This window comes from Sneathiella chinensis (assembly GCF_012720115.1).
GTDB lineage: Bacteria > Pseudomonadota > Alphaproteobacteria > Sneathiellales > Sneathiellaceae > Sneathiella > Sneathiella chinensis.
Genome location: NZ_VNWN01000007.1, coordinates 429,882 through 449,068, shown reverse-complemented (window position 1 = coordinate 449,068; position 19,187 = coordinate 429,882). Strand labels below are relative to the sequence as shown.

Annotated in this window: 17 protein-coding genes; 10 read left to right on the top strand and 7 right to left on the bottom strand. The window is 58.9% G+C overall.

Annotation, left to right across the window (positions count from 1 at the left end):
* Window positions 1-81: 81 nt before the first annotated feature.
* Window positions 82-687, top strand: a complete 606-nt coding sequence (locus FQB27_RS14580; protein WP_169561782.1) for a 2-hydroxychromene-2-carboxylate isomerase — start codon at window positions 82-84, stop codon at window positions 685-687.
* Window positions 688-746: 59 nt separating this feature from the next.
* Here the strand turns inward: FQB27_RS14580 and FQB27_RS14575 are convergent, their stop codons facing one another.
* Window positions 747-1,529, bottom strand: coding sequence for an SDR family NAD(P)-dependent oxidoreductase (locus tag FQB27_RS14575; RefSeq protein WP_169561781.1), 783 nt, complete (start codon window positions 1,527-1,529; stop codon window positions 747-749).
* Window positions 1,530-1,676: 147 nt separating this feature from the next.
* Between FQB27_RS14575 and FQB27_RS14570 the strand changes: the two genes are divergently transcribed.
* From FQB27_RS14570 to FQB27_RS14550, 5 genes are all read left to right on the top strand, one after another.
* Window positions 1,677-3,284, top strand: coding sequence for a carboxyl transferase domain-containing protein (locus tag FQB27_RS14570; protein ID WP_169561780.1), 1,608 nt, complete (start codon window positions 1,677-1,679; stop codon window positions 3,282-3,284).
* A gap of 10 nt (window positions 3,285-3,294) precedes the next feature.
* On the top strand, window positions 3,295-4,089 hold the full coding sequence (locus FQB27_RS14565; protein ID WP_169561779.1) for an enoyl-CoA hydratase-related protein: 795 nt from the start codon (window positions 3,295-3,297) through the stop codon (window positions 4,087-4,089).
* Window positions 4,090-4,106: 17 nt separating this feature from the next.
* Window positions 4,107-6,122, top strand: coding sequence for an acetyl/propionyl/methylcrotonyl-CoA carboxylase subunit alpha (locus FQB27_RS14560; RefSeq protein WP_169561778.1), 2,016 nt, complete (start codon window positions 4,107-4,109; stop codon window positions 6,120-6,122).
* Window positions 6,123-6,125: 3 nt separating this feature from the next.
* The gene (locus tag FQB27_RS14555) at window positions 6,126-7,031 is read left to right on the top strand and encodes a hydroxymethylglutaryl-CoA lyase (RefSeq protein ID WP_169561777.1); all 906 of its coding nucleotides are present in this window, start codon (window positions 6,126-6,128) and stop codon (window positions 7,029-7,031) included.
* Window positions 7,032-7,102: 71 nt separating this feature from the next.
* On the top strand, window positions 7,103-7,537 hold the full coding sequence (locus tag FQB27_RS14550; protein WP_169561776.1) for a DUF1489 family protein: 435 nt from the start codon (window positions 7,103-7,105) through the stop codon (window positions 7,535-7,537).
* Window positions 7,538-7,589: 52 nt separating this feature from the next.
* Here FQB27_RS14550 and FQB27_RS14545 read toward each other — a convergent pair whose 3' ends face one another.
* From FQB27_RS14545 to FQB27_RS14530, 4 genes are all read right to left on the bottom strand, one after another.
* A complete protein-coding gene (locus FQB27_RS14545) occupies window positions 7,590-8,384 on the bottom strand; it encodes an ABC transporter ATP-binding protein (RefSeq protein ID WP_169561775.1) in 795 nt (264 codons plus the stop codon).
* Complete coding sequence (locus tag FQB27_RS14540; protein WP_169561856.1) at window positions 8,381-9,292, bottom strand: ABC transporter permease subunit; 912 nt, start codon at window positions 9,290-9,292, stop codon at window positions 8,381-8,383. The genes FQB27_RS14545 and FQB27_RS14540 overlap by 4 nt, the downstream gene beginning before the upstream one ends.
* 18 nt (window positions 9,293-9,310) lie before the next feature.
* Window positions 9,311-10,294: an ABC transporter substrate-binding protein gene (locus FQB27_RS14535; protein WP_169561774.1), complete on the bottom strand. Its 984-nt coding sequence runs from the start codon at window positions 10,292-10,294 to the stop codon at window positions 9,311-9,313.
* 110 nt (window positions 10,295-10,404) lie between these two features.
* Window positions 10,405-12,471 carry a molybdopterin-dependent oxidoreductase gene (locus tag FQB27_RS14530; RefSeq protein ID WP_169561773.1) on the bottom strand — a complete coding sequence of 689 codons (2,067 nt, stop codon included), beginning with the start codon at window positions 12,469-12,471 and terminating at the stop codon, window positions 10,405-10,407.
* 208 nt (window positions 12,472-12,679) lie between these two features.
* Between FQB27_RS14530 and FQB27_RS14525 the strand changes: the two genes are divergently transcribed.
* Genes FQB27_RS14525 through FQB27_RS14510 form a run of 4 tightly spaced genes read left to right on the top strand, consistent with a single transcriptional unit; the run spans window position 12,680 to window position 16,555 of the window.
* Window positions 12,680-13,411, top strand: coding sequence for a lysophospholipid acyltransferase family protein (locus tag FQB27_RS14525; protein ID WP_169561772.1), 732 nt, complete (start codon window positions 12,680-12,682; stop codon window positions 13,409-13,411).
* Window positions 13,412-13,417: 6 nt separating this feature from the next.
* Window positions 13,418-14,689: a 3-deoxy-D-manno-octulosonic acid transferase gene (locus FQB27_RS14520; RefSeq protein WP_169561771.1), complete on the top strand. Its 1,272-nt coding sequence runs from the start codon at window positions 13,418-13,420 to the stop codon at window positions 14,687-14,689.
* The gene (lpxK, locus tag FQB27_RS14515; RefSeq protein ID WP_169561770.1) at window positions 14,686-15,672 is read left to right on the top strand and encodes a tetraacyldisaccharide 4'-kinase; all 987 of its coding nucleotides are present in this window, start codon (window positions 14,686-14,688) and stop codon (window positions 15,670-15,672) included. Before FQB27_RS14520 ends, lpxK begins: the two co-directional genes overlap by 4 nt.
* Complete coding sequence (locus FQB27_RS14510) at window positions 15,665-16,555, top strand: lysophospholipid acyltransferase family protein (RefSeq protein ID WP_169561769.1); 891 nt, start codon at window positions 15,665-15,667, stop codon at window positions 16,553-16,555. The genes lpxK and FQB27_RS14510 overlap by 8 nt, the downstream gene beginning before the upstream one ends.
* 21 nt (window positions 16,556-16,576) lie before the next feature.
* Here FQB27_RS14510 and FQB27_RS14505 read toward each other — a convergent pair whose 3' ends face one another.
* Both FQB27_RS14505 and FQB27_RS14500 read right to left on the bottom strand, forming a co-directional pair.
* Window positions 16,577-17,656 carry a Leu/Phe/Val dehydrogenase gene (locus tag FQB27_RS14505; RefSeq protein ID WP_169561768.1) on the bottom strand — a complete coding sequence of 360 codons (1,080 nt, stop codon included), beginning with the start codon at window positions 17,654-17,656 and terminating at the stop codon, window positions 16,577-16,579.
* A 224-nt stretch (window positions 17,657-17,880) separates the two neighbouring features.
* Window positions 17,881-18,984: an NAD(P)/FAD-dependent oxidoreductase gene (locus FQB27_RS14500; RefSeq protein WP_169561767.1), complete on the bottom strand. Its 1,104-nt coding sequence runs from the start codon at window positions 18,982-18,984 to the stop codon at window positions 17,881-17,883.
* Window positions 18,985-19,187: the final 203 nt, after the last annotated feature.

The following is a 19,187-nucleotide window of genomic DNA, read 5'->3' as shown; positions in this document are numbered from 1 at the left end:
AGCCTGCGGGATACGGAGGGGCACGTATATAACGGTATGTAAAAAGTGGATTAAACAACAAGAACAAGGACTGATAGGATTATGAGTGACCCGATTGAGTTTTTCTTTGAGTTTGTCTCCCCCTACGCCTATGTGGCGGCGCACCAGATCAACGCGGTTGGTGACAAGCATGGCCGGGAGGTTATCTGGCGGCCGCTGTCCCTTGGGCATGTGTGGAAAATGATCGGGGCGACCAATGTGGGGCCGGGGGGCCTACAGCAGAAGTCAAAATACATCATGATGGATTCCGCCCGTTCCGCCAAGCTGACGGGCCTGCCCATGGCCAAGCCCGCCGTCTTTCCGGTGGATGCCAAACTGGCCCGGCTGACCTATTACCGGCTGGCTGAAAAGGATCCTGCGGTGGCCCGGAAATTCGCCCTTGGTGTCTTTGATAAATTCTGGGCCCATAGCGAGGAAATCACCGATGTGGCCCATCTGGCAGACCTGATGAAATCACTGGATGTGGACCCGGCGGAACTGGACGCGGCGCTTGGGGATGACGCGGCCAAGGCGGCCATGATTGCCTCAACCCAGGCAGCGGTCGATTGCGGTGCCTTTGGCATGCCGTGGTTCCGGGTTGGGGATCAGGTTTTCTGGGGGGCCGATCGTGTCGCCCATATCGACCAGTATCTGGCCCAGCAGGGCTAAAGAGAGCAAAGAAACATGTGCCTGCGGTCCCGGACAGGGGCCGCAGGCCATTGCAGGGATCAGAACAGGAAATACCCGCCGTCAATAAGGAAAGTATCGCCCGTATGGTAGGCACTGGCATCAGACATAATGTAGACAGCGATCCCCCCGAAATCGTCGGGGTTGCCCCAGCGGCGGGCCGGGATACGCGGTTTCACATTGTCAGAGAATTTCTGCCAGTTGAAGGCAGGTTCCGTCATGGCTGTCTCGATCCAGCCGGGCAGGATGGCGTTGGCCGTGATGCCCTTGCCGGCGAATTCAACCGCCATGGCTTTCAGCATGCTGATCAGGCCCCCTTTGGTGGCGGCGTAATGCTCGTTCCGGGCCGCGCCGGAGACCGCCGCAAGACTGGCCGTACCAATCAGCCGTCCGCCGGGATCGCCGTTGTCCGCCCGCTCCGCCATGTGGCGGGTTGCCGCGCGAAGGGTATAGAAGGCACCGTCAAGGTTGACGCCAATCACCCGTTGCCAGTCGGCATCGTCGATATCAAGGAACGATTTCTTGCCAGAGGTGACACCGGCATTGGCAAAGCAACCATCCACCCGGCCAAACTGGCTGAGCGTTTCGGCAAAGCAGTCGTTGACTTCCTTTTCGTTGGCAACATTGCAGGACAGAGCCGCGACACGGGTGCCGAACGGTTTCAGTTCCTCAAGCGCCGCCGCGTTCTTTTCCGCATTGGTGCCCCAGATGCAGACATCGCCGCCCGCTTCGGCAATGGCTTTGCCCATTCCAAGCCCGATGCCGCCGTTTCCCCCTGTGATCAGGGCGACCTTTCCCGTCAGGTCAAATGCTTTATAGGCCAATTGTGCCTCCCTTTTTTTTGTTTGTTGAGTGAAAAACGCCTAGCACATCGCCGTGTGAAGGCCAAGGAAATGATTGTGAACACCGCACGAGACTGGCGACAGTTTCGCGCTGGACCGTTCGTTACTGCAAAAAGGAATTTTGCGTAAATGTCTGTTCTGAAAAGTAACCTGAACACCCGAAGCGATGACTTCAAGGCCAATGCCGGGCATATGCAGGGACTGGTCGATGACCTTCGCGAAAAGGTCGCCGTGGTCAAGCAGGGCGGCGGTGAACGCGCCCGTGACAAGCACCTTTCGCGAGGCAAACTGCTGCCCCGTGAAAGAATTCGCAAACTGTTGGACTCGGGGTCTCCCTTTCTGGAATTCAGCCAGCTTGCCGCGTGGGACATGTATGGCGGGGATATCAACTCCGCCGGGATCATCACCGGCATCGGGCGAGTTTCCGGACGCGAATGTGTGGTGGTCTGCAATGACGCCACGGTCAAGGGCGGGACCTATTATCCGATGACTGTGAAAAAGCATCTCCGCGCCCAGGAAATTGCCCAGCAGAACAAACTGCCCTGCGTCTATCTGGTGGATAGCGGCGGGGCCAACCTGCCGAACCAACAGGATGTGTTCCCGGACCGGGATCATTTCGGGCGGATTTTCTTCAATCAGGCCAATATGTCCGCCGAGGGGATTCCGCAGATCGCTGTGGTGATGGGGTCCTGTACGGCGGGCGGCGCCTATGTGCCGGCCATGTCGGATGAAAGCATTATTGTCCGCAATCAGGGCACCATCTTCCTTGCCGGTCCGCCCTTGGTGAAGGCCGCCACGGGCGAGGTGGTATCGGCCGAGGATCTGGGCGGGGCCGATGTGCATTCCCGGACCTCCGGTGTGACGGACCATTATGCGGAAAACGATCTGCACGCGCTGGAACTGGCACGAAATGCGGTGGCCACCTTCAACAAGCCCAAGCAGGTGGGGCTGGATATCCGCACCCCGAAAGAACCGCTTTATGATCCAAAGGAACTGTATGGCCTGATCCCGCAGGATACCCGCCAGCCTTTTGATGTGCGCGAGGTGATTGCGCGCATTGTGGATGGATCGGAATTCGATGAATTCAAGAAACTCTACGGCACCTCGCTGGTGACCGGTTTTGCCCATATCCACGGATACCCGGTGGGGATTGTCGCCAATAACGGCATCCTGTTCTCGGAATCTGCCCTCAAGGGGGCCCATTTTATCGAACTCTGCTGTCAGCGGAATATCCCGCTGGTCTTCCTGCAGAATATCACCGGGTTCATGGTCGGTCAGAAATATGAAAGCGGCGGCATCGCCAAGGACGGGGCCAAGCTGGTGACGGCGGTGGCAACAGCCAAGGTGCCCAAATTCACCATGATCTTCGGCGGCTCGTTCGGGGCGGGGAACTATGGCATGTGCGGGCGGGCTTACAGCCCCCGGATGCTGTGGATGTGGCCCAATGCGCGGATTTCCGTGATGGGCGGCGAACAGGCGGCATCCGTTCTGGCCACCGTCAAGCGCGACGGCATGGAGGCACGGGGCGAAAGCTGGAGCGCGGATGAGGAAGCCGCCTTCAAGGCCCCGATCCAGCAGCAATATGAACAGGAAGGGCATCCCTATTTCTCAAGCGCCCGCCTTTGGGATGACGGCATTGTTGATCCGGCAGACAGTCGCCGGGTTCTGGGCCTTGCCCTGTCCGCGTCCTTGAACGCACCAATCGAGCCAACCCGGTTTGGCCTCTTCAGAATGTAAGGAAATCAGAATGAGTGAAGAATCAGCCGTATTGCACTTTTCCACCGATGGTATTGCCACTGTCACCCTGAACCGTCCTGATGTTCACAATGCGTTTGACGAGGAACTGATCGAACGGCTTGGGGACATGTTCGAGGATCTGGCTCATCAGGAAGGGGTGCGGGCCGTTGTTGTCGCCGCCGCCGGTAAAAGCTATTGCGCAGGCGCCGATTTGAACTGGATGAAGCGGGCCGCCCATTTTACCGAGGAAGACAACCGCGAGGATGCGCTTCTGATGGGGCGCATGCTGAAAAACCTGCACGCCATTCCCAAGCCGACCATCGCCCTTGTGCAGGGGGCTGCTTATGGCGGCGGGCTGGGGCTGGTTGCGGCCTGTGATATCGCCATTGGCGTACAGGAGGCCAAATTCTGCCTGTCCGAGGTGAAGCTGGGCCTGATCCCGGCGGTAATCTCGCCCTATGTGGTGGAAGCCATCGGTGTGCGGGCCTGCCGCCGGTATTTCCTGACCGCCGAGATTTTTGATGCGGAAGAAGCCTATGGTCTGGGCCTGCTGCATGAGGTGGTGCCGAATGTGCACGATCTTGCCGAGGCGCGGGACCGGATATTGGAACGGGTGATGGCCAACGCCCCCGAGGCCATGGCCGATTCCAAGGACCTGATCTATACGGTTGCAGGGCGGCCCATTGATCAGGACGTGGTCAGCGAAACAGCCGATCGCATCGCGACGCGGCGGGCTTCTGACGAAGCGAAAGAAGGCATCACCGCCTTTTTCGAGAAGCGGAAGGCAAACTGGATTCAATCTTAATAAAGGCGGTTTAACCGGTGTTTAGAAAAATACTGATAGCAAATCGCGGCGAGATCGCTTACCGCGTCATGGATACCGCCAGAAAAATGGGGGTGAAAACAGTCGCTGTCTATTCCGAGGCGGATGCGACAGCGCGTCATGTTCAGATGGCCGATGAAGCGGTTCTTCTGGGACCGGCGGAGGTGTCGGAAAGCTACCTGAAAGGGGATGCGATCCTTGAGATTGCCAAACGCACCGGGGCCGAGGCCATCCATCCGGGATATGGTTTTCTGTCCGAAAATGCGGCCTTTGCGGATAAATGCGCGGCAGCGGGCGTCAAGTTCATTGGGCCGCCCGCAGACGCCATTCGGGCCATGGGCCTGAAGGATGCCGCCAAGGCAACCATGGAAGAGGCAGGCGTTCCCGTTGTCCCCGGTTATCACGGGGCGGGACAGGATGCGGACATGCTGGCCGCCGAGGCAGAAAGGATCGGGTTTCCGGTCCTGATCAAGGCGGTGGCTGGCGGCGGCGGCAAGGGGATGCGCCGTGTGGACAGCGCCGGGGAGTTTCCCGAGGCACTGGCCGCAGCCAAGCGGGAAGGGGCCAGCGCCTTTGGCGACGACCGTGTGTTGATCGAGAAGTTTCTGGTCAAGCCCCGGCATATCGAGATTCAGGTTTTCGCGGATAGCCACGGCAATGCGGTTCACCTGTTTGAGCGGGACTGCTCCTTGCAGCGTCGCCATCAGAAGGTGATCGAGGAAGCCCCGGCACCGGGTATGCCCGAGGCCATGCGCGCCGCCATGGGGGCCGCCGCGGTGGCCGCCGCCAAGGCCATCGGTTACGAGGGCGCGGGAACGGTCGAGTTTATTGCCGACGTTTCCAATGGTCTTCAGGAAAATGGCTTCTATTTCATGGAGATGAACACCCGTCTTCAGGTGGAACATCCGGTAACCGAGATGATCACCGGGCAGGATCTTGTGGAATGGCAACTGGTTGTGGCGTCCGGCGGCGAGTTGCCGGTGATGCAGGACGGTCTGACCATTTCCGGCCATGCGCTGGAGGCCCGGCTCTATGCGGAGGACCCGGATAATGACTTCCTGCCCGCGACGGGACCACTGCTGCGTCTTCGGGCCCCGGAACAGGAAAACGGCATCCGGGTGGATACAGGGGTTCGCGAAGGGGATGTGGTGACGCCCTTCTATGACCCGATGATTGCCAAGCTGATTGTCTGGGGCGAAGACCGGGATAAGGCCCTTCGCAAAATGCAGGGGGCGCTGGCCGGGTACGAGGTTGCCGGGCTGGTGACCAATCTTGAGTTCCTCAAGAATGTGGCGGGTCACCCGTCCTTTGCGGGGGCGGATCTTGATACCGGGTTTATTGACCGGTTCCGGGATACGCTGGTACCGGAAAAGCCGCCCCTGACGGCAGAGCATTTCGTTCTTGCGGCCTTGCATCTGCAATTGCTGGCCAAACAGGAAATCAATGCCGTGGCCAGCCGGTCAGCGGACCCGTATTCCCCGTGGAATGACGGTACCGCATGGCGGATGAATGACACCGCGCATGTGGATTACGCCTTCGAGGACGGGGATGAGGACATTCTGGTTCATGTGACCTGCGAGGGTGAGGGGTTTGTCATGGCCGTGATGGGGCGCAGCTTCACCGCTGGCGGCGTTTTGGAGCAGGATGGCAGCCTTCGGGCCTCCATTGATGGTCACATCCTGTCGGCCTCGGTCGTCATTGATAAAGAGCGGCTGACCCTGATTGTCGGGGGCAAGCAAGTGGAAATGACCCGCCGCATGACGGATTTTGACGGCAGCGGTGATGAGGGCGGGGCCGGTGCGGTCATGTCCCCGATGCCGGGCAAGATCATTCAGGTTTCCGTTACGGCGGGACAATCGGTCTTGAAGGGCGACCCCTTGCTGGTTATGGAAGCCATGAAGATGGAACACAGCCTGACCGCCCCCTATGACGGGGTAGTTGCGGATGTGTTCTTTGAAACCGGGGATCAGGTGGAGGAAGGTGTCCTTCTGATCCGCATGGAAGATGAGGAATAGAGTATGAGTTATCCAGCAGCCGTGCGGTTGTTTGAAGTGGGCGCACGGGACGGCCTGCAAAACGAAAAGCAGGAAGTCCCGACCGCTATCAAGGTGGAATTGATCGAACGGCTGGTGGAGGCCGGTGTCACTGCCATTGAAACCGGCAGCTTTGTGTCCCCCAAATGGGTGCCGCAAATGGCGGATACGGACAAGGTAATGGCAGAGATCACGCGCAAAAGCGGTGTGGTTTATTCTGTGCTGACCCCGAACATGACGGGCTATGAGATGGCCCGGGCGTCCGGCGCGACCGAGATCGAGGTTTTCAGCGGTGCTTCGGAGGCGTTCAGCCAGAAAAATATCAACTGTACCATTGATGAAAGCCTGGACCGGTTTGCGCCGGTTATGGAGGCGGCAAAGCAGGATGGCATTCCCGTTCGGGCCAGCGTTTCCTGTGCGCTTGGCAGCCCCTTTAAAGGCGAAGTCATCCTGCCGGCAAAGGTCGCGGATGTCTCGAAAAAGCTCTATGACATGGGCTGTTACGAGGTTTCCATTGCCGATACCATTGGTGTTGGCACCCCGTTCAAGACCCGGGAGGTTCTGGAGGCGGTGGCCAATGTGATCCCGCTGGAGGTGATGGGGGTTCATTTCCACGATACCTACGGGCAGGCGCTTGCCAACCTTTCGGCAGCGCTGCAGATGGGGATTGCCCGTCTTGACAGTTCGGTCGCCGGTCTGGGCGGATGTCCCTATGCGCCGGGGGCAACCGGCAATGTGGCAACCGAAGATGTGGTCTATATGCTGAATGGCATGGGGATTGAAACAGGGATTGATCTGAACAAGCTGGTGGAAACTGCGTGGTTCATCTCGGGTTTTCTGGGGCGGAAGCCCGTCTCCCGCGTGGCTAACGCCATGAAAGCGAAACTCTGATTTTCAGGGAAAGACGGACGGGGAATGGGGGGCTCTAGACAGGGTCCCCCATTCGCGTTATCTAACAGGACATGACTGTTCATCTTGTAAAAGTATGTGTGGGCGTAACGTCTGTGGACCAGCTACGCTCCCTCCAGCAGAGGCGCCTGATTGCAGGCCCGCTCTGCCATGTCACCAAGCAGCGGCCCCAGCGGGATGCCGAACTGCTGGACGGTGGTTCCCTGTACTGGATTATCAAGGGACATGTTGCCGTTCGCCAGCGGATTACCGAGCTTGAACGCCTTTATGACGGGGAAGGGGAGAAGTGCGGCCTTATCCTTGATCCGGAACTGGTGGAAACCGAACTGTTTTCGCGGAAACCCCATCAGGGCTGGCGCTATCTTGAGGCCGAGGACGCCCCGCGTGACCTGCGCGATATTGTTGAGGAAGCCGGGGAAGACGAGGACAGCGAAGGGGAACTTTCCCCGGAAATGGCGGCCGAGCTCCGGGAACTCGGCCTGATCTGACGGGGCGCGAACGCCCCTCAGTCAATTGTGCCCCCTTCGGGAAGGGGCACCTTCAGGAAAGAAGCAGGCTGTCGTCGGAGAGTTCCTCTCCGTGGGCCTTTTCAAACATGCGGATCAGGTCGGGAACATCCAGACCCTTGCGATCCTCTCCGGCCACATCCAGAACCACACGTCCCCCATGCAGCATGACTGTCCGGTCCCCATAGTCCAGCGCCTGACGCATGGAATGGGTGACCATGATGGCGGTCAGGTTGTTTTCCTGCACGATGTCCCGTGTCAGGTCCATGACAAAGGCGGCAATGCGCGGATCAAGGGCGGATGTATGTTCATCCAGCATCAGGACACTGGACGGTTGCAGGGACGCCATCAGCAAGCTGACGGCCTGCCGCTGGCCACCCGACAGAAGTCCCATCAGGTCCTCAAGCCGGTTTTCCAGCCCCAGACCCAACCGCGACAGTTTATCCCGGAACAGGGCATGGGTTTCCTTGGTAACGGCCCGGCCAAGGCCGCGCTTGCGCCCTCGTGACCATGCCAGCGACATGTTTTCCTGAATGGTCAGGTTTTCGCAGGAGCCGGCAAGGGGGTCCTGAAACACACGGGCCACAAGACCGGTCCGCTTGGGTGCGGGCCATGTGGTGATATCCACGTCATCCACCAGAATTCGGCCTTCATCCAGTGGCAATTCGCCAGCGATGGCGTTTTGCATGGTGGATTTCCCGGACCCGTTGGAGCCGATGACACAGACAAACTGTCCCTTTGGAACCGTGAGATTGAGACCGGACAGGGCCCGGGTCTCCATGACGGTTCCCTTGTTGAAGGTGATTTTCAGGTTTTCACAAACAATCATGACCCGGCCTTCTTCCTGAACATTTTTGCAAAACGGCTACCGGGAAGAACCAGCGCCATGGCCACCAGAACAGCGGTGACAAGTTTCAGGTCCTGTGCCTCAAGGCCGATAAAGTCGGCATTCAGGGCAAGGCTGACAGCCAACCAATAGACGATGGAGCCAACGATACAGGCCAGTGTGGCGCGCATGATGCTGCGCGGATTGAGAAGGGCTTCGCCGCCAATGACGGAGGCCAGACCGATCACAATGACGCCCACCCCCATGGTGACGTCCGCGGACCCCTGACTTTGGGCGAAGACAGCGCCGGCAAGGGCCACCAGCCCGTTGGCCATGGCCATGCCCAGCAGGATCATCCGTGAATCATAGATGCCGTTGGCGCGGGCCATCTTGGGATTGGCACCGGTCGCCCGCATGGCAAGACCGGTTTCGGAATTCAGGAACCAGTCCAGCGCCAGCTTGATGATAATCGCCAGAAGCAGGAACACCACCGGCATCAGCATATAGCTGGCAATGCCCAGTGTATTTGCCAGATCGGCAAACGGCGTCAGGATCGTTTCCTCGGTGATCAGCGCCACGTTGGGGCGCCCCATGATCCGAAGATTGATGGAATAGAGCGCGATCATCGTCAGGATACTGGCCAGCAGGTGCAGGATCTTCAGTTTGACGTTGAGGATCGCGGTGATAAATCCGGCAAGACACCCGGCGGAGATGGCAATCAGGGTGGCCACCCACGGGTTGAACCCTGCAACGATGAGGGACGCGGAGACGGCCGCCCCCAAGGGGAACGAGCCGTCAACGGTCAGGTCCGGGAAATTCAGGATCCGGAATGAAATAAAGATGCCTAGGGCGACCAAACCGTAGATAAATCCAAGTTCGACCGCCCCGAGAAAAGCAATGAGGCTCAAGATTGACCCCTAGTATCTGAGTTACTGAATGACTTCCTTGGCGGAAGCGATGACGCTTTCCGGAATGGTCAGGCCCATTTTTTCTGCGGAGGCTGGGTTGACGAACAGTTCAAGAATGCTCGGAAACTCGACCGGGATATCGCCCGGGTTTGCCCCTTCGAAAATCTTTGCGACGGTCTGGCCAGTCTGGCGACCCAGCGCATAGTAGTTGAAGCCAAGAGCCGCAGCCGCGCCGCGTTTCACGCTGTCCGTGTCACCGGCGAAAACCGGGATTTTACCGTCAATGCCGACCTTGACCACGGCTTCGAACGCGGAAACGATGGTGTTGTCTGTCGGGACATAGATGGCGTCGGCCTTGCCGACCAGACTGCGGGCAGAGGCCAGAACCGCGCCACTGTTGTTGGCGCCAGCCTTGACCACTTCAAAGCCGAGACCCGGAGCTTCCTTCTCGATCATGTCGATCAGGGAAATGGAGTTGGCTTCACCCGGATTGTAGAGAACGCCGATTTTCTTGGCGTCCGGCATGATGCTGCGGACCATTTCCAGATGCTTCTTGATCGGGGACATGTCAGACACACCCGTCACATTATCACCCGGCTTTTCAAGGTTGGAAACCAGCTTGGCCGCAACGGGGTCGGTGACCGCGCTGAAGACAACAGCCTGATCCTTTGGTGCCTTGGCGATGATCGCCTGGGCGGACGGTGTGGAAATGCCCACGATGACATCAGGGCTGGAGCCAACAAACTTACCGGCAATGGTAACGGTTGTCGGGATGTCGCCCTGTGCTGTCTGGTGCTCAACCGTCAGGTTCTTGCCCTGTTCATAGCCAAGCGTGGCCAGTTCATCGACGATACCCTTGTGAACGGCGTCCAGCGCCGGATGTTCCACAATGGCGGTAACGGCAAGGGTTTTATCCGCTGCCTGCGCCATCGGGGCGGACAGGACGGTTGCTGCCAGAAGGGCGGTTGCGGCTGCCCCTTTGAGTAAGCCGAAAGTCTTTTTCATTTGAAACTCCCCAATACTGATTTTTACTGTTTCTTGGTTTAGGTCTTTATAGAATGTCTTGTTCGTTTATGCATCAAATAGATTGCAGGCCAGCGGGAATGACGATTGTGTCATTCCTTCCTGATCCAGACCGCAGTGTCATGGAAGGCCGCGCCGCCATTCGGCTTGGCGGCATCCGCCCCGACCAACAGGTTGATGCCGATCTTTTCGATAAAGAATTTTCCGGGCCAGATGCCTTCTACCACAACGGTTCCGGGCTGGAGGCCGTCGAAAACCTCTACATGGATCAGCAGCGATCCTTGTGCATTTCCCATGCGGACAATATCGCCTGCCGCCACGCCGATGGTTTCGGCATCACGGTCGTGGATCATGACCGTGGGCCGCTTTTCCCGCTTGAGCGAGGTCGGCGTGGCCGTGAAGGATGAATTCAGGAAATTCCGGGCCGGGGCCGTCACCAGCCGGTAAGGGTGATCGGGTGTGGCCTTGTGGATCACATCCCAGTGATCGGGCAGGGCAGGCATTCCGGCGAAATCGGGGCCCACAAGGGACCAGTCCGGCGTGAAATGGAATTTACCGTCGGCGTGGCCGAACCCTTCCAGATAATGGGCCTGTTCGAACGGTACCTGGGCATCCAGCCAGTTATGGGTTTCAAAGCCGTCGATCCCCGGCCAACCGGACCGTTGCAGGGTCTGGTCAATCAGCTCGCGGGCGGACATGTCGAACCCTGCATGGCGGGCCCCCAACCGTTCGGCCAGTGCGGTGATCACCTCGTGGTTGGAGCGGCATTCGCCCAGCGGCTCGATTACTTTGAGGCCAAGATTGATATGGTTCTGGCCGCCCGCCTGATAGAGGTCGTCATGCTCCACGAAGGTGGTGGCGGGCAGGACGATGTCCGCCATTTTGGCGGTTTCGGTCATGAATTGTTCGTGGACACAGACAAACAGGTCCTCGCGGGCAAATCCTTCATGCACCTTGGCAAGGTCGGGCGCCACATCCATGGGATTGGTGTTCTGGATCAGCAAGGCGGTCACAGGCGGGCCGTCGCCAAGGTCCTTTGGGTCCCCGGTCAGCACGGCGCCAATGCGGGACTGGTCCAGCATCCGCACGGACGGGTCCACGGCATCCAACCCCTCGGTCAGGGTCTTGTCCCAGTGGTAAAGCTGGCCGTTGGTGTGAAAGGCCCCGCCGCCCTCATGCTGCCAGCATCCGGTAACGGCGGCGATACAGGCAGCGGCGTGCATGTTGACGGCGCCGTTGCGGCTGCGGGAAAAACCGTATCCAAGGCGGAAGAAGGTTTTCGGCGTTGATCCCACCATGTGGGCAAAGGTCTCGATTTCTTCCACGCTGAGGCCGGTGATGTCTGCGGCCCATTCCGGGGTGCGGGTTTCCAGATGGGTTTCCAGTTCCGCATACCCCTTGGTGTAGCGGGCCATATAGTCCCGGTCGGCATATCCGTCACGGAACAGCACATGCATGACCGCACAGGCAAGGGCGCCATCCGTGCCCGGCCGGACCATCAGGTGCATGTCCCCGGTCAGTGCGGTGGCGTTGCGGTAGGGGTCGATCACCACGATCTTGGCGCCGCGTTCCTTGCGGGCGCGGGTGGCGTGGGTCATGACGTTGATCTGGGTGTGAACCGCATTGGTGCCCCAGATGACCACAAGGTCCGACTTCGCCATTTCACGGGGATCGGCCCCCCGATAGGCCCCGGTGGCGGCTTTCCAGCCGCCCCATGCCAGATTGATGCAAATGGTGGAATGCTGGCCGGAATATTTCTTCACATGCCGCAACCGGTTGATGCCGTCGCGCTGGATCAGCCCCATGGTTCCGGCATAATAATAGGGCCAGATGGTCTCGGGTCCGAAGGCGGCCTCGCGCTTCAGGAATTCTGCGGCCACCGTATCAAGGGCCTCATCCCATGAAATCTGTTCCCACTGACCGGCCCCCTTGGGTCCGACCCGTTTCAGGGGGTGCATCAGGCGGTCCGGATGGTGGGTCCGCTCGGCATAGCGGGCGACCTTGGCACAGATAACCCCGGCGGTATAGCTGTTGTCGCCAGCCCCGCGCACGCGGCCGATCTGTTGATCCCCCAGTTTTTCAATCTCAAGAGAACAGGTCGACGGGCAGTCGTGGGGACAGGCGGAGCGTTTGATGTCAACTGCGGGCATATCGGTCATGCGGGTCTCGTCTGGTGTCGGGAGCGGTCAGGTTACGTTCGATTAACCGTAGAATGTTATGGACGGACCTGCAATATGGGAAAGTGTGTGAAGGGGCTGGAAACAGGGGCCTTTTCATGAATAAACTTCAATAAATCTGGTATTGCGATACCGGGCGGGATATATGCATCCTGTTTTTTGGTGAATTTGGACAGAAACCGGCAAAGCCTTGAAAAAGATCCTGAAAAGTGACGCGATGAAATCCGTGATCAGCCGAATAGCCGCAGGCTATATCTGGCTGGTTTACAGAACCAGTCGCTGGCAGATTGAAAATGCGGACTTGCCCAACCGGTATGTGGATGAAGGCAAGCCCTTTATCATGGCCTTCTGGCATGGCCGGTTGCTGATGATGTCCATCGCCAATCGCCCGCCGGCCCGCGCCCATGTGCTGATTTCCCGGCATGGGGATGGGGAGTTGATCGCCCGGACCATCAAGCACTGGAACCTTGACAGTATCCGGGGCTCCACTTCACGCGGCAGTGTCCCGGCGCTAAAGGAAATCCTGCGGGTGATCCGCAAGAAGGAAATTGTCGTGATTACCCCGGACGGGCCGCGTGGCCCCCGTATGCGGGCACAGGATGGTGTGGTGCGGATTGCCGCCCTGACCGGGGTGCCGGTCTTTCCGGTCAGTTACTCCACGACCCGGGGACGGTTCCTGAAAAGCTGGGACCGGTTTTTTCTGGCCAAGCCGTTCAGTCGCGGTGTCATGCTGTGGGGGGACCCGATCGAGGTCGCCCGGCAGGAGGACCCGGCAGCCTATGAGGACGCACGGCTGGAAATTGAGAACCGCCTGAACGAATTGACCCGTGAAGCTGATCTGCGCTGCGGTCACGAGCCGGTTGAACCGGCGGATCCCGCTGATCCGGCAGCTTCCGTCCGCGCCGCAAAGAAGGTATCGTAGCCGCCCATGTATATGTCGCTTTATAACGGCCTGTTGGCGCTGGCCTATCCGTTTATCAAACGCCATATGAAGAAACGACTGGACAATGGCAAGGAGGATGCCGCCCGGTTCGAGGAACGCTTTGGCGAGCCGACCCGCGTGCGCCCGCCGGGGCCATTGGTCTGGATCCATGCCGCTTCGGTGGGGGAGGCGGTATCCGTCCTTCCCCTGATCCGGGAGCTGGTAGCGCGGGACAGGCGCCGTTCGGTTCTTCTGACAACCGGGTCGGTGACATCGGCGCGCCTGATGCAGGATCAGTTGCCGCCGGGCGCCCTGCACCAGTTTGTCCCCATTGACACCAAGGAAGCGGTGGGCCGTTTCCTTGACTACTGGCAGCCGCAGGCAGCGGTCTGGATGGAATCGGAAATCTGGCCGAACCTGATCAACCAGACCCACCGGCGCCATATTCCCATGTTGATGATCAATGCCCGGATTACGGAAAGTTCGTTCAGCATGTGGCGGAAGACGGGCGGCTTTGCCAAACGCCTGCTGGGCAAGTTCACCTATATCCATGCGCAATCCTCCATCGCCGGGGAACGGCTGAAATATCTGGGGGCAAAGAATGTCGAGGTGCTTGGCAACCTGAAATTCTGCTCGCCGCCGCTGCCCTTCCATACAGAAGGGTTCCGGGCCGCCCGCGCCGCGTTCGAGGGGCGCCGTCTGTTTCTGGCCGCCAGCACCCACAAGGGCGAAGAAGGGATCATTGCCGCCGCCCATCAGGCCCTGAAGAATTCGGTGCCGCGTTTGTTGACGGTGATTGTCCCGCGTCACCCGGAACGGGGCGATGCGATTATCCAGAAACTGACCGAATCGGGGCTTGTGGTGGCGCAACGATCCCGCGGCGAAAACGTCACGCCGCAGACGGATATCTATCTGGCCGATACCATTGGCGAGCTTGGCGTGTTTTACCGGCTGGCGGATATTGTTTTCATCGGCGGATCGCTGGTCGAGAAGGGCGGGCAGAACCCGCTGGAGGCCGCACGGTTGAACTGTGCAATCATGCACGGCCCGCATATGAGCAATTTTGCCGAGATCGCCGAGGACCTGTATAATGAGAAGGCTGCCCTGCGGGTGAACAATCAGGGCGAGTTGATCACGGCCACCAAAACCCTGTTCGCCGATATAAATGTGCGATCACGCCTTTCCAATAATGCACAGGAAGTTGTAAAAAAGGGAGAGGCGCTTCTTGGTCATCTGGTCAGGAAGGTGGAAGAGACTATGACAGGGGAGAAGCCGTGAAAGCCCCGACTTTCTGGAAACGCGACAGCGGCTCCATTTGGCCAACCATTCTTGAACCGATCAGTTTCCTGTACAGGGCGGCGGATGCCGTCAACCGGCGTTTGACGCGCACCCATTCTGTTGGCATTCCGGTGATCTGTATCGGCAATATTATCGCGGGCGGGGCCGGAAAAACCCCGGTAGCCCTTGCGGTGGCCCGATACCTGATGTCGGAAGGATGGAATGTGCATTTTCTGTCTCGCGGCTATGGCGGCAAGGCCGAAGGGCCGGTCCGGGTGGTTCAGGATGTGCACAAGGCGGCCGATGTCGGGGATGAGCCTTTGTTGTTAGCGGCGGTGGCCCCCACATGGGTCGCAAAAGACCGCGTCAAGGGCGCGGAGGCGGCCGTCAAGGCCGGTGCCGACGTTCTGGTCATGGACGACGGGTTCCAGAATTTCAGCCTGCACAAGGATATCTCCATTCTGGTGGTGGACGCGGGGTTCGGGGTCGGCAATGGCCGGGTTCTTCCGGCTGGCCCCATGCGCGAGACCGTGGACAGTGCGCTGTCACGGGCCGATGCGGTGGTGACCATTGGCAACGGTCCGGGACTGGCCCTGCCTGAGGGGGCCTCGATCCTGTCCTTCCGGGCCAAACTGGTGCCGAAAGCCATGATGAATGAACTTGTCGGGGAAAAGGTGGTGGCCTTCGCCGGGATCGGGCGACCTGCCAAATTCTTTGAAAGCCTGATGGATGCGGGGGCGGAACTGGTGGAAGCGGTGGAATTCCCCGATCACCATGCCTTCACACAGGAAGACATCATGAAACTTGTGGAAAAGGCAGCCCTGCATGATGCTGCCCTTGTGACCACGCGCAAGGATTATGTGCGCCTGCCGGATGATGCGAAATTGATGACCACCGCCTTTGATGTGGAACTGGTTTTCCAGAAGCCTGCCGATTTACAAAAACTGTTTACCCGGCGTTTGGGAGAACATGAAGATGCCTGAACGTCCCGCCGAAGAAGAGGTGTCGCTGCGGTACCGTCTTGAATGGCTTTTGGTCCGGTTTGCATTCTGGTTGTTCAGGGCGCTGGGGCGTCGGCGTTCGTCGGCGCTGGGCGGATGGCTGGCCCGCAAGGTCGGCCCCAGACTGTCAGCCCATAAAACGGCGGAACGCAACATGGCACGGGCCCTGCCCGAAATTGATGCCGCAGAGCGGGCGGTCCTGCTGGACCGCATGTGGGACAATCTGGGCCGGAATATCGGTGAACTTCCCTTTATCGGGCAACTGGATTTTGCGTCCCCGGATGTGGAGCTGGTGGGGGCGAATTATCTGGATGAATATGCCCGCTCCGGCAAGGCCGCTTTTTTTGTCTCGGCCCATTTTGGGCCGTGGGAAATGTGCCCCAGCGTCGGCAAGCATTGCCAGGTACCGATCACCATTGTTTACCGGGCGGCCAACAACCCGCTGGTGGACCGGTTTTTTCAGGATCAGCGTCATGATCCCTACAGCACGTTCGTGCCCAAGGGAAAAACCGGCGCTCTTGCCATCATGCGGGCGGTCCAGAAAAAAGGCGCCATTGCCCTTCTGAACGACCAGAAGCTCAATCAGGGGCTGCCCATCCCGTTCTTTGGTCGGGATGTGATGACCGCCCCGGCGATTGGGGAACTGGCCTGCCGGTATTCCCTGCCCATTTATCCGGTGAAGGCGGAACGCCTGCCGGAAGGGCGTTTCAGGGTGACCGTATCCGCCCCGCTGGACCTTCCCGATACGGGGGACCGGCAACAGGATGTGATCGAGACCCTGACCCGGATCAACGAGATGTACGAGGATTGGATACGGGAAAAGCCCGACCACTGGTTCTGGGTTCATAACCGCTGGTCGGACTGACGATATTCATCAAAATTTGTTTTAACCGGTTATTTTTCTTATTTTGGTGTTTTCATGTTTTCTGGCCCGTGCGGCCTCAATGCGTTCCCACGCCAGGGTATCGGCGATTTCCCCGGTGGGTTTGTTGTCTCGTGCCGCTCTTTCAAAAATGCGGAGGGCGGTTTGGTGAATGCCGGCCACTTCCTGCATGGCTTTCTGCCGGTTGAAGCCGGGGCCTTCGTGACTGATGATAATGATGCCCCCGGCATTGATGGCATAATCCGGGGCATAGAGGATATTCCGGTTCATCAGGTCAATTCCATGCCGTGGTTCGGCCAACTGGTTGTTGGCGGAACCGGCAACGATTGTGGCTTTCATGTCCGGGATGGTCTTGTCATTCAGGATGGCCCCAAGAGCGCAGGGCGCAAAGATATCCACGTCCTGTGAGGTGATGGTTTCCGGGGCAACGGCAACGGCACCCAAATTCTGGACGGCCTTGTTGACCAGCTTGTCATAGATATCCGATACCACCAGTTCCGCGCCGGCCTCGGCCAGATATTCGCACAGGCCATATCCCACATGGCCCAGCCCCTGTACGGCCACCCGCACACCCTTCAGGTCCGGACGCTTCAGGCGGAATTCCGCGGCTGCCAAAAGGCCGTTGAAGACCCCCCATGCGGTTGCGGGGGAGGGATCGCCCACCTTGCCTTCGCTGATCCCGGCGATATGGGGGGTGGTGTGTCTTGCGGCTTCCAGATCGGCGACGCTGGTTCCCACATCCTCGGCGGCGATGTATTTCCCGCCAAGGGTATCAACGGCCCGGCCAAAGGCCTCGAACAGGGCTTCTGACTTGTCCGTCCGGGCATTGCCGATGATGACCGACTTTCCGCCGCCAAGGTTCAGGCCCGCCAGCGACGATTTATAGGTCATGCCCCGCGAAAGACGCAGCACATCCTCCAGTGCTTCTTCATCATTTCGGTAGGCCCACATTCGCGTTCCGCCCAAAGCCGGGCCAAGGGTCGTATCGTGTACGGCGATGATGGCTTTCAGGCCGGTGTTTCTGTCATGAAAGAACAGGACGGATTCATGATCATCAAAATCCTTGGATGCAAACACTGACATTGGTTTCCTCGCTAGACTGATTTTTTTGGCAAAGCCCATATGTATGAGGGTTTCGCGATGGGCAGAAAAATCAACGCTTTTCGCCCGTTTGCGTGAAATACGCAGCAAGTTTGCGTATTTGTCCGGCGGCGGGTGGGTTTGTTACCTGTTTCGGCGGGAACGGGAAATTTTTTATCGGCCCTTTTCCCGGGGCACACGCCCCGCCGAAATGCTCAGGCCATGATTCAGGGGCGCCTTTCCAGCAGATCGGCAACATGATCGGCAATGGCGAGGCTGGAGGTCAGGCCCGGGCTTTCCATGCCAAACAGGTTGATCAGGCCGGGAACGCCATGCTGGTCCATGCCGTAAATGGCAAAGTCCATGGCGGGGTCGTTCGGTCCCTGAATTTTTGGCCGGATACCGGAATAGGCAGGGATCAGAGAGCCGTCTTTCAGGTCCGGGTAATATTTCCGAATGGCATCATAAAAATCGTCGGCCCGCGCCGGGTCCACGTCATATTGCAGATCATCCACCCATTGCTGATCGGGGCCAAAGCGGATTTGCCCGGCAAGGTCCAGGGTCACATGAATGCCAAGGCTGGCCGTGTTGGGCACCGGATAGATCAGGTGCCGGAAGGGGGAGGGGGCGTGCATGGTGAAATAGCTGCCCTTGGTCAGGTGGCGGGTCGGGATATGGGCGGCGTCCAACCCCCGGATATTTTCGGCCACCCCTTGCGCCTGCAACCCGGCGGAGTTGATCAGCTTTCGGGCTGTCAATGTCATGCCGCCCGCCTCGACCTGAAAGCCGCCGGGCAGGATATCCGCTTTCTCGAACGGGGACAGATAGGCAATGGCCCCGCCGTGGGATTCGATCTCCCCAACAAGGGACAGCATATATTGATGGGTGTCGATGATGCCGGTGGACGGGGACAGCAGCGCCCCTTCGCAGCGAACCGCGGGCTCCAGTGCCTCTGCCTCGGCCCGGCTCAGGCGGCGAATATCATCCACTCCGTTATTGCGGGCCTTTTCCTGAATGGCGGCCAGAATGCCGGTTTCTTCCGGGGTGGTGGCAACGATCAGTTTGCCGGTTCTCTGGTGCGGGATGGCGTGATCCTCGCAATACCGGTACAGGCGTTTCTTGCCGTCCACACAGAAACGGGCCTTCAGACTGTCTTTCGGGTAATAGATTCCGGCGTGAATAACCTCACTGTTGCGCGACGAGGTCCCTTCGCCGAAATGGGGGGCTTCCTCAAGGATCAGGACCTCTTGTCCCCGCCGGGACAGTTCGCGGGCGATGGCAAGGCCGATAACGCCGGCGCCGATGACGATTGTCTCGATGTCGTATTGCATGTCTGGTGTCAGTGTTGTTGCTGTGTCGTTACGATATTCTTTTGCCGCAGGGTATCATGAAAGTGGGGGCGAGGAAGGCACAACCTGAGGAAAGCGATAATTTGGCGGCTGTAGCAATTGCGCCATAGGCCCCCTGCAAGGCAGCAGCCACGATATCTTGATACTTGTCATGAGACGGTGGCTGGTTTAATTCTGATGCCGGG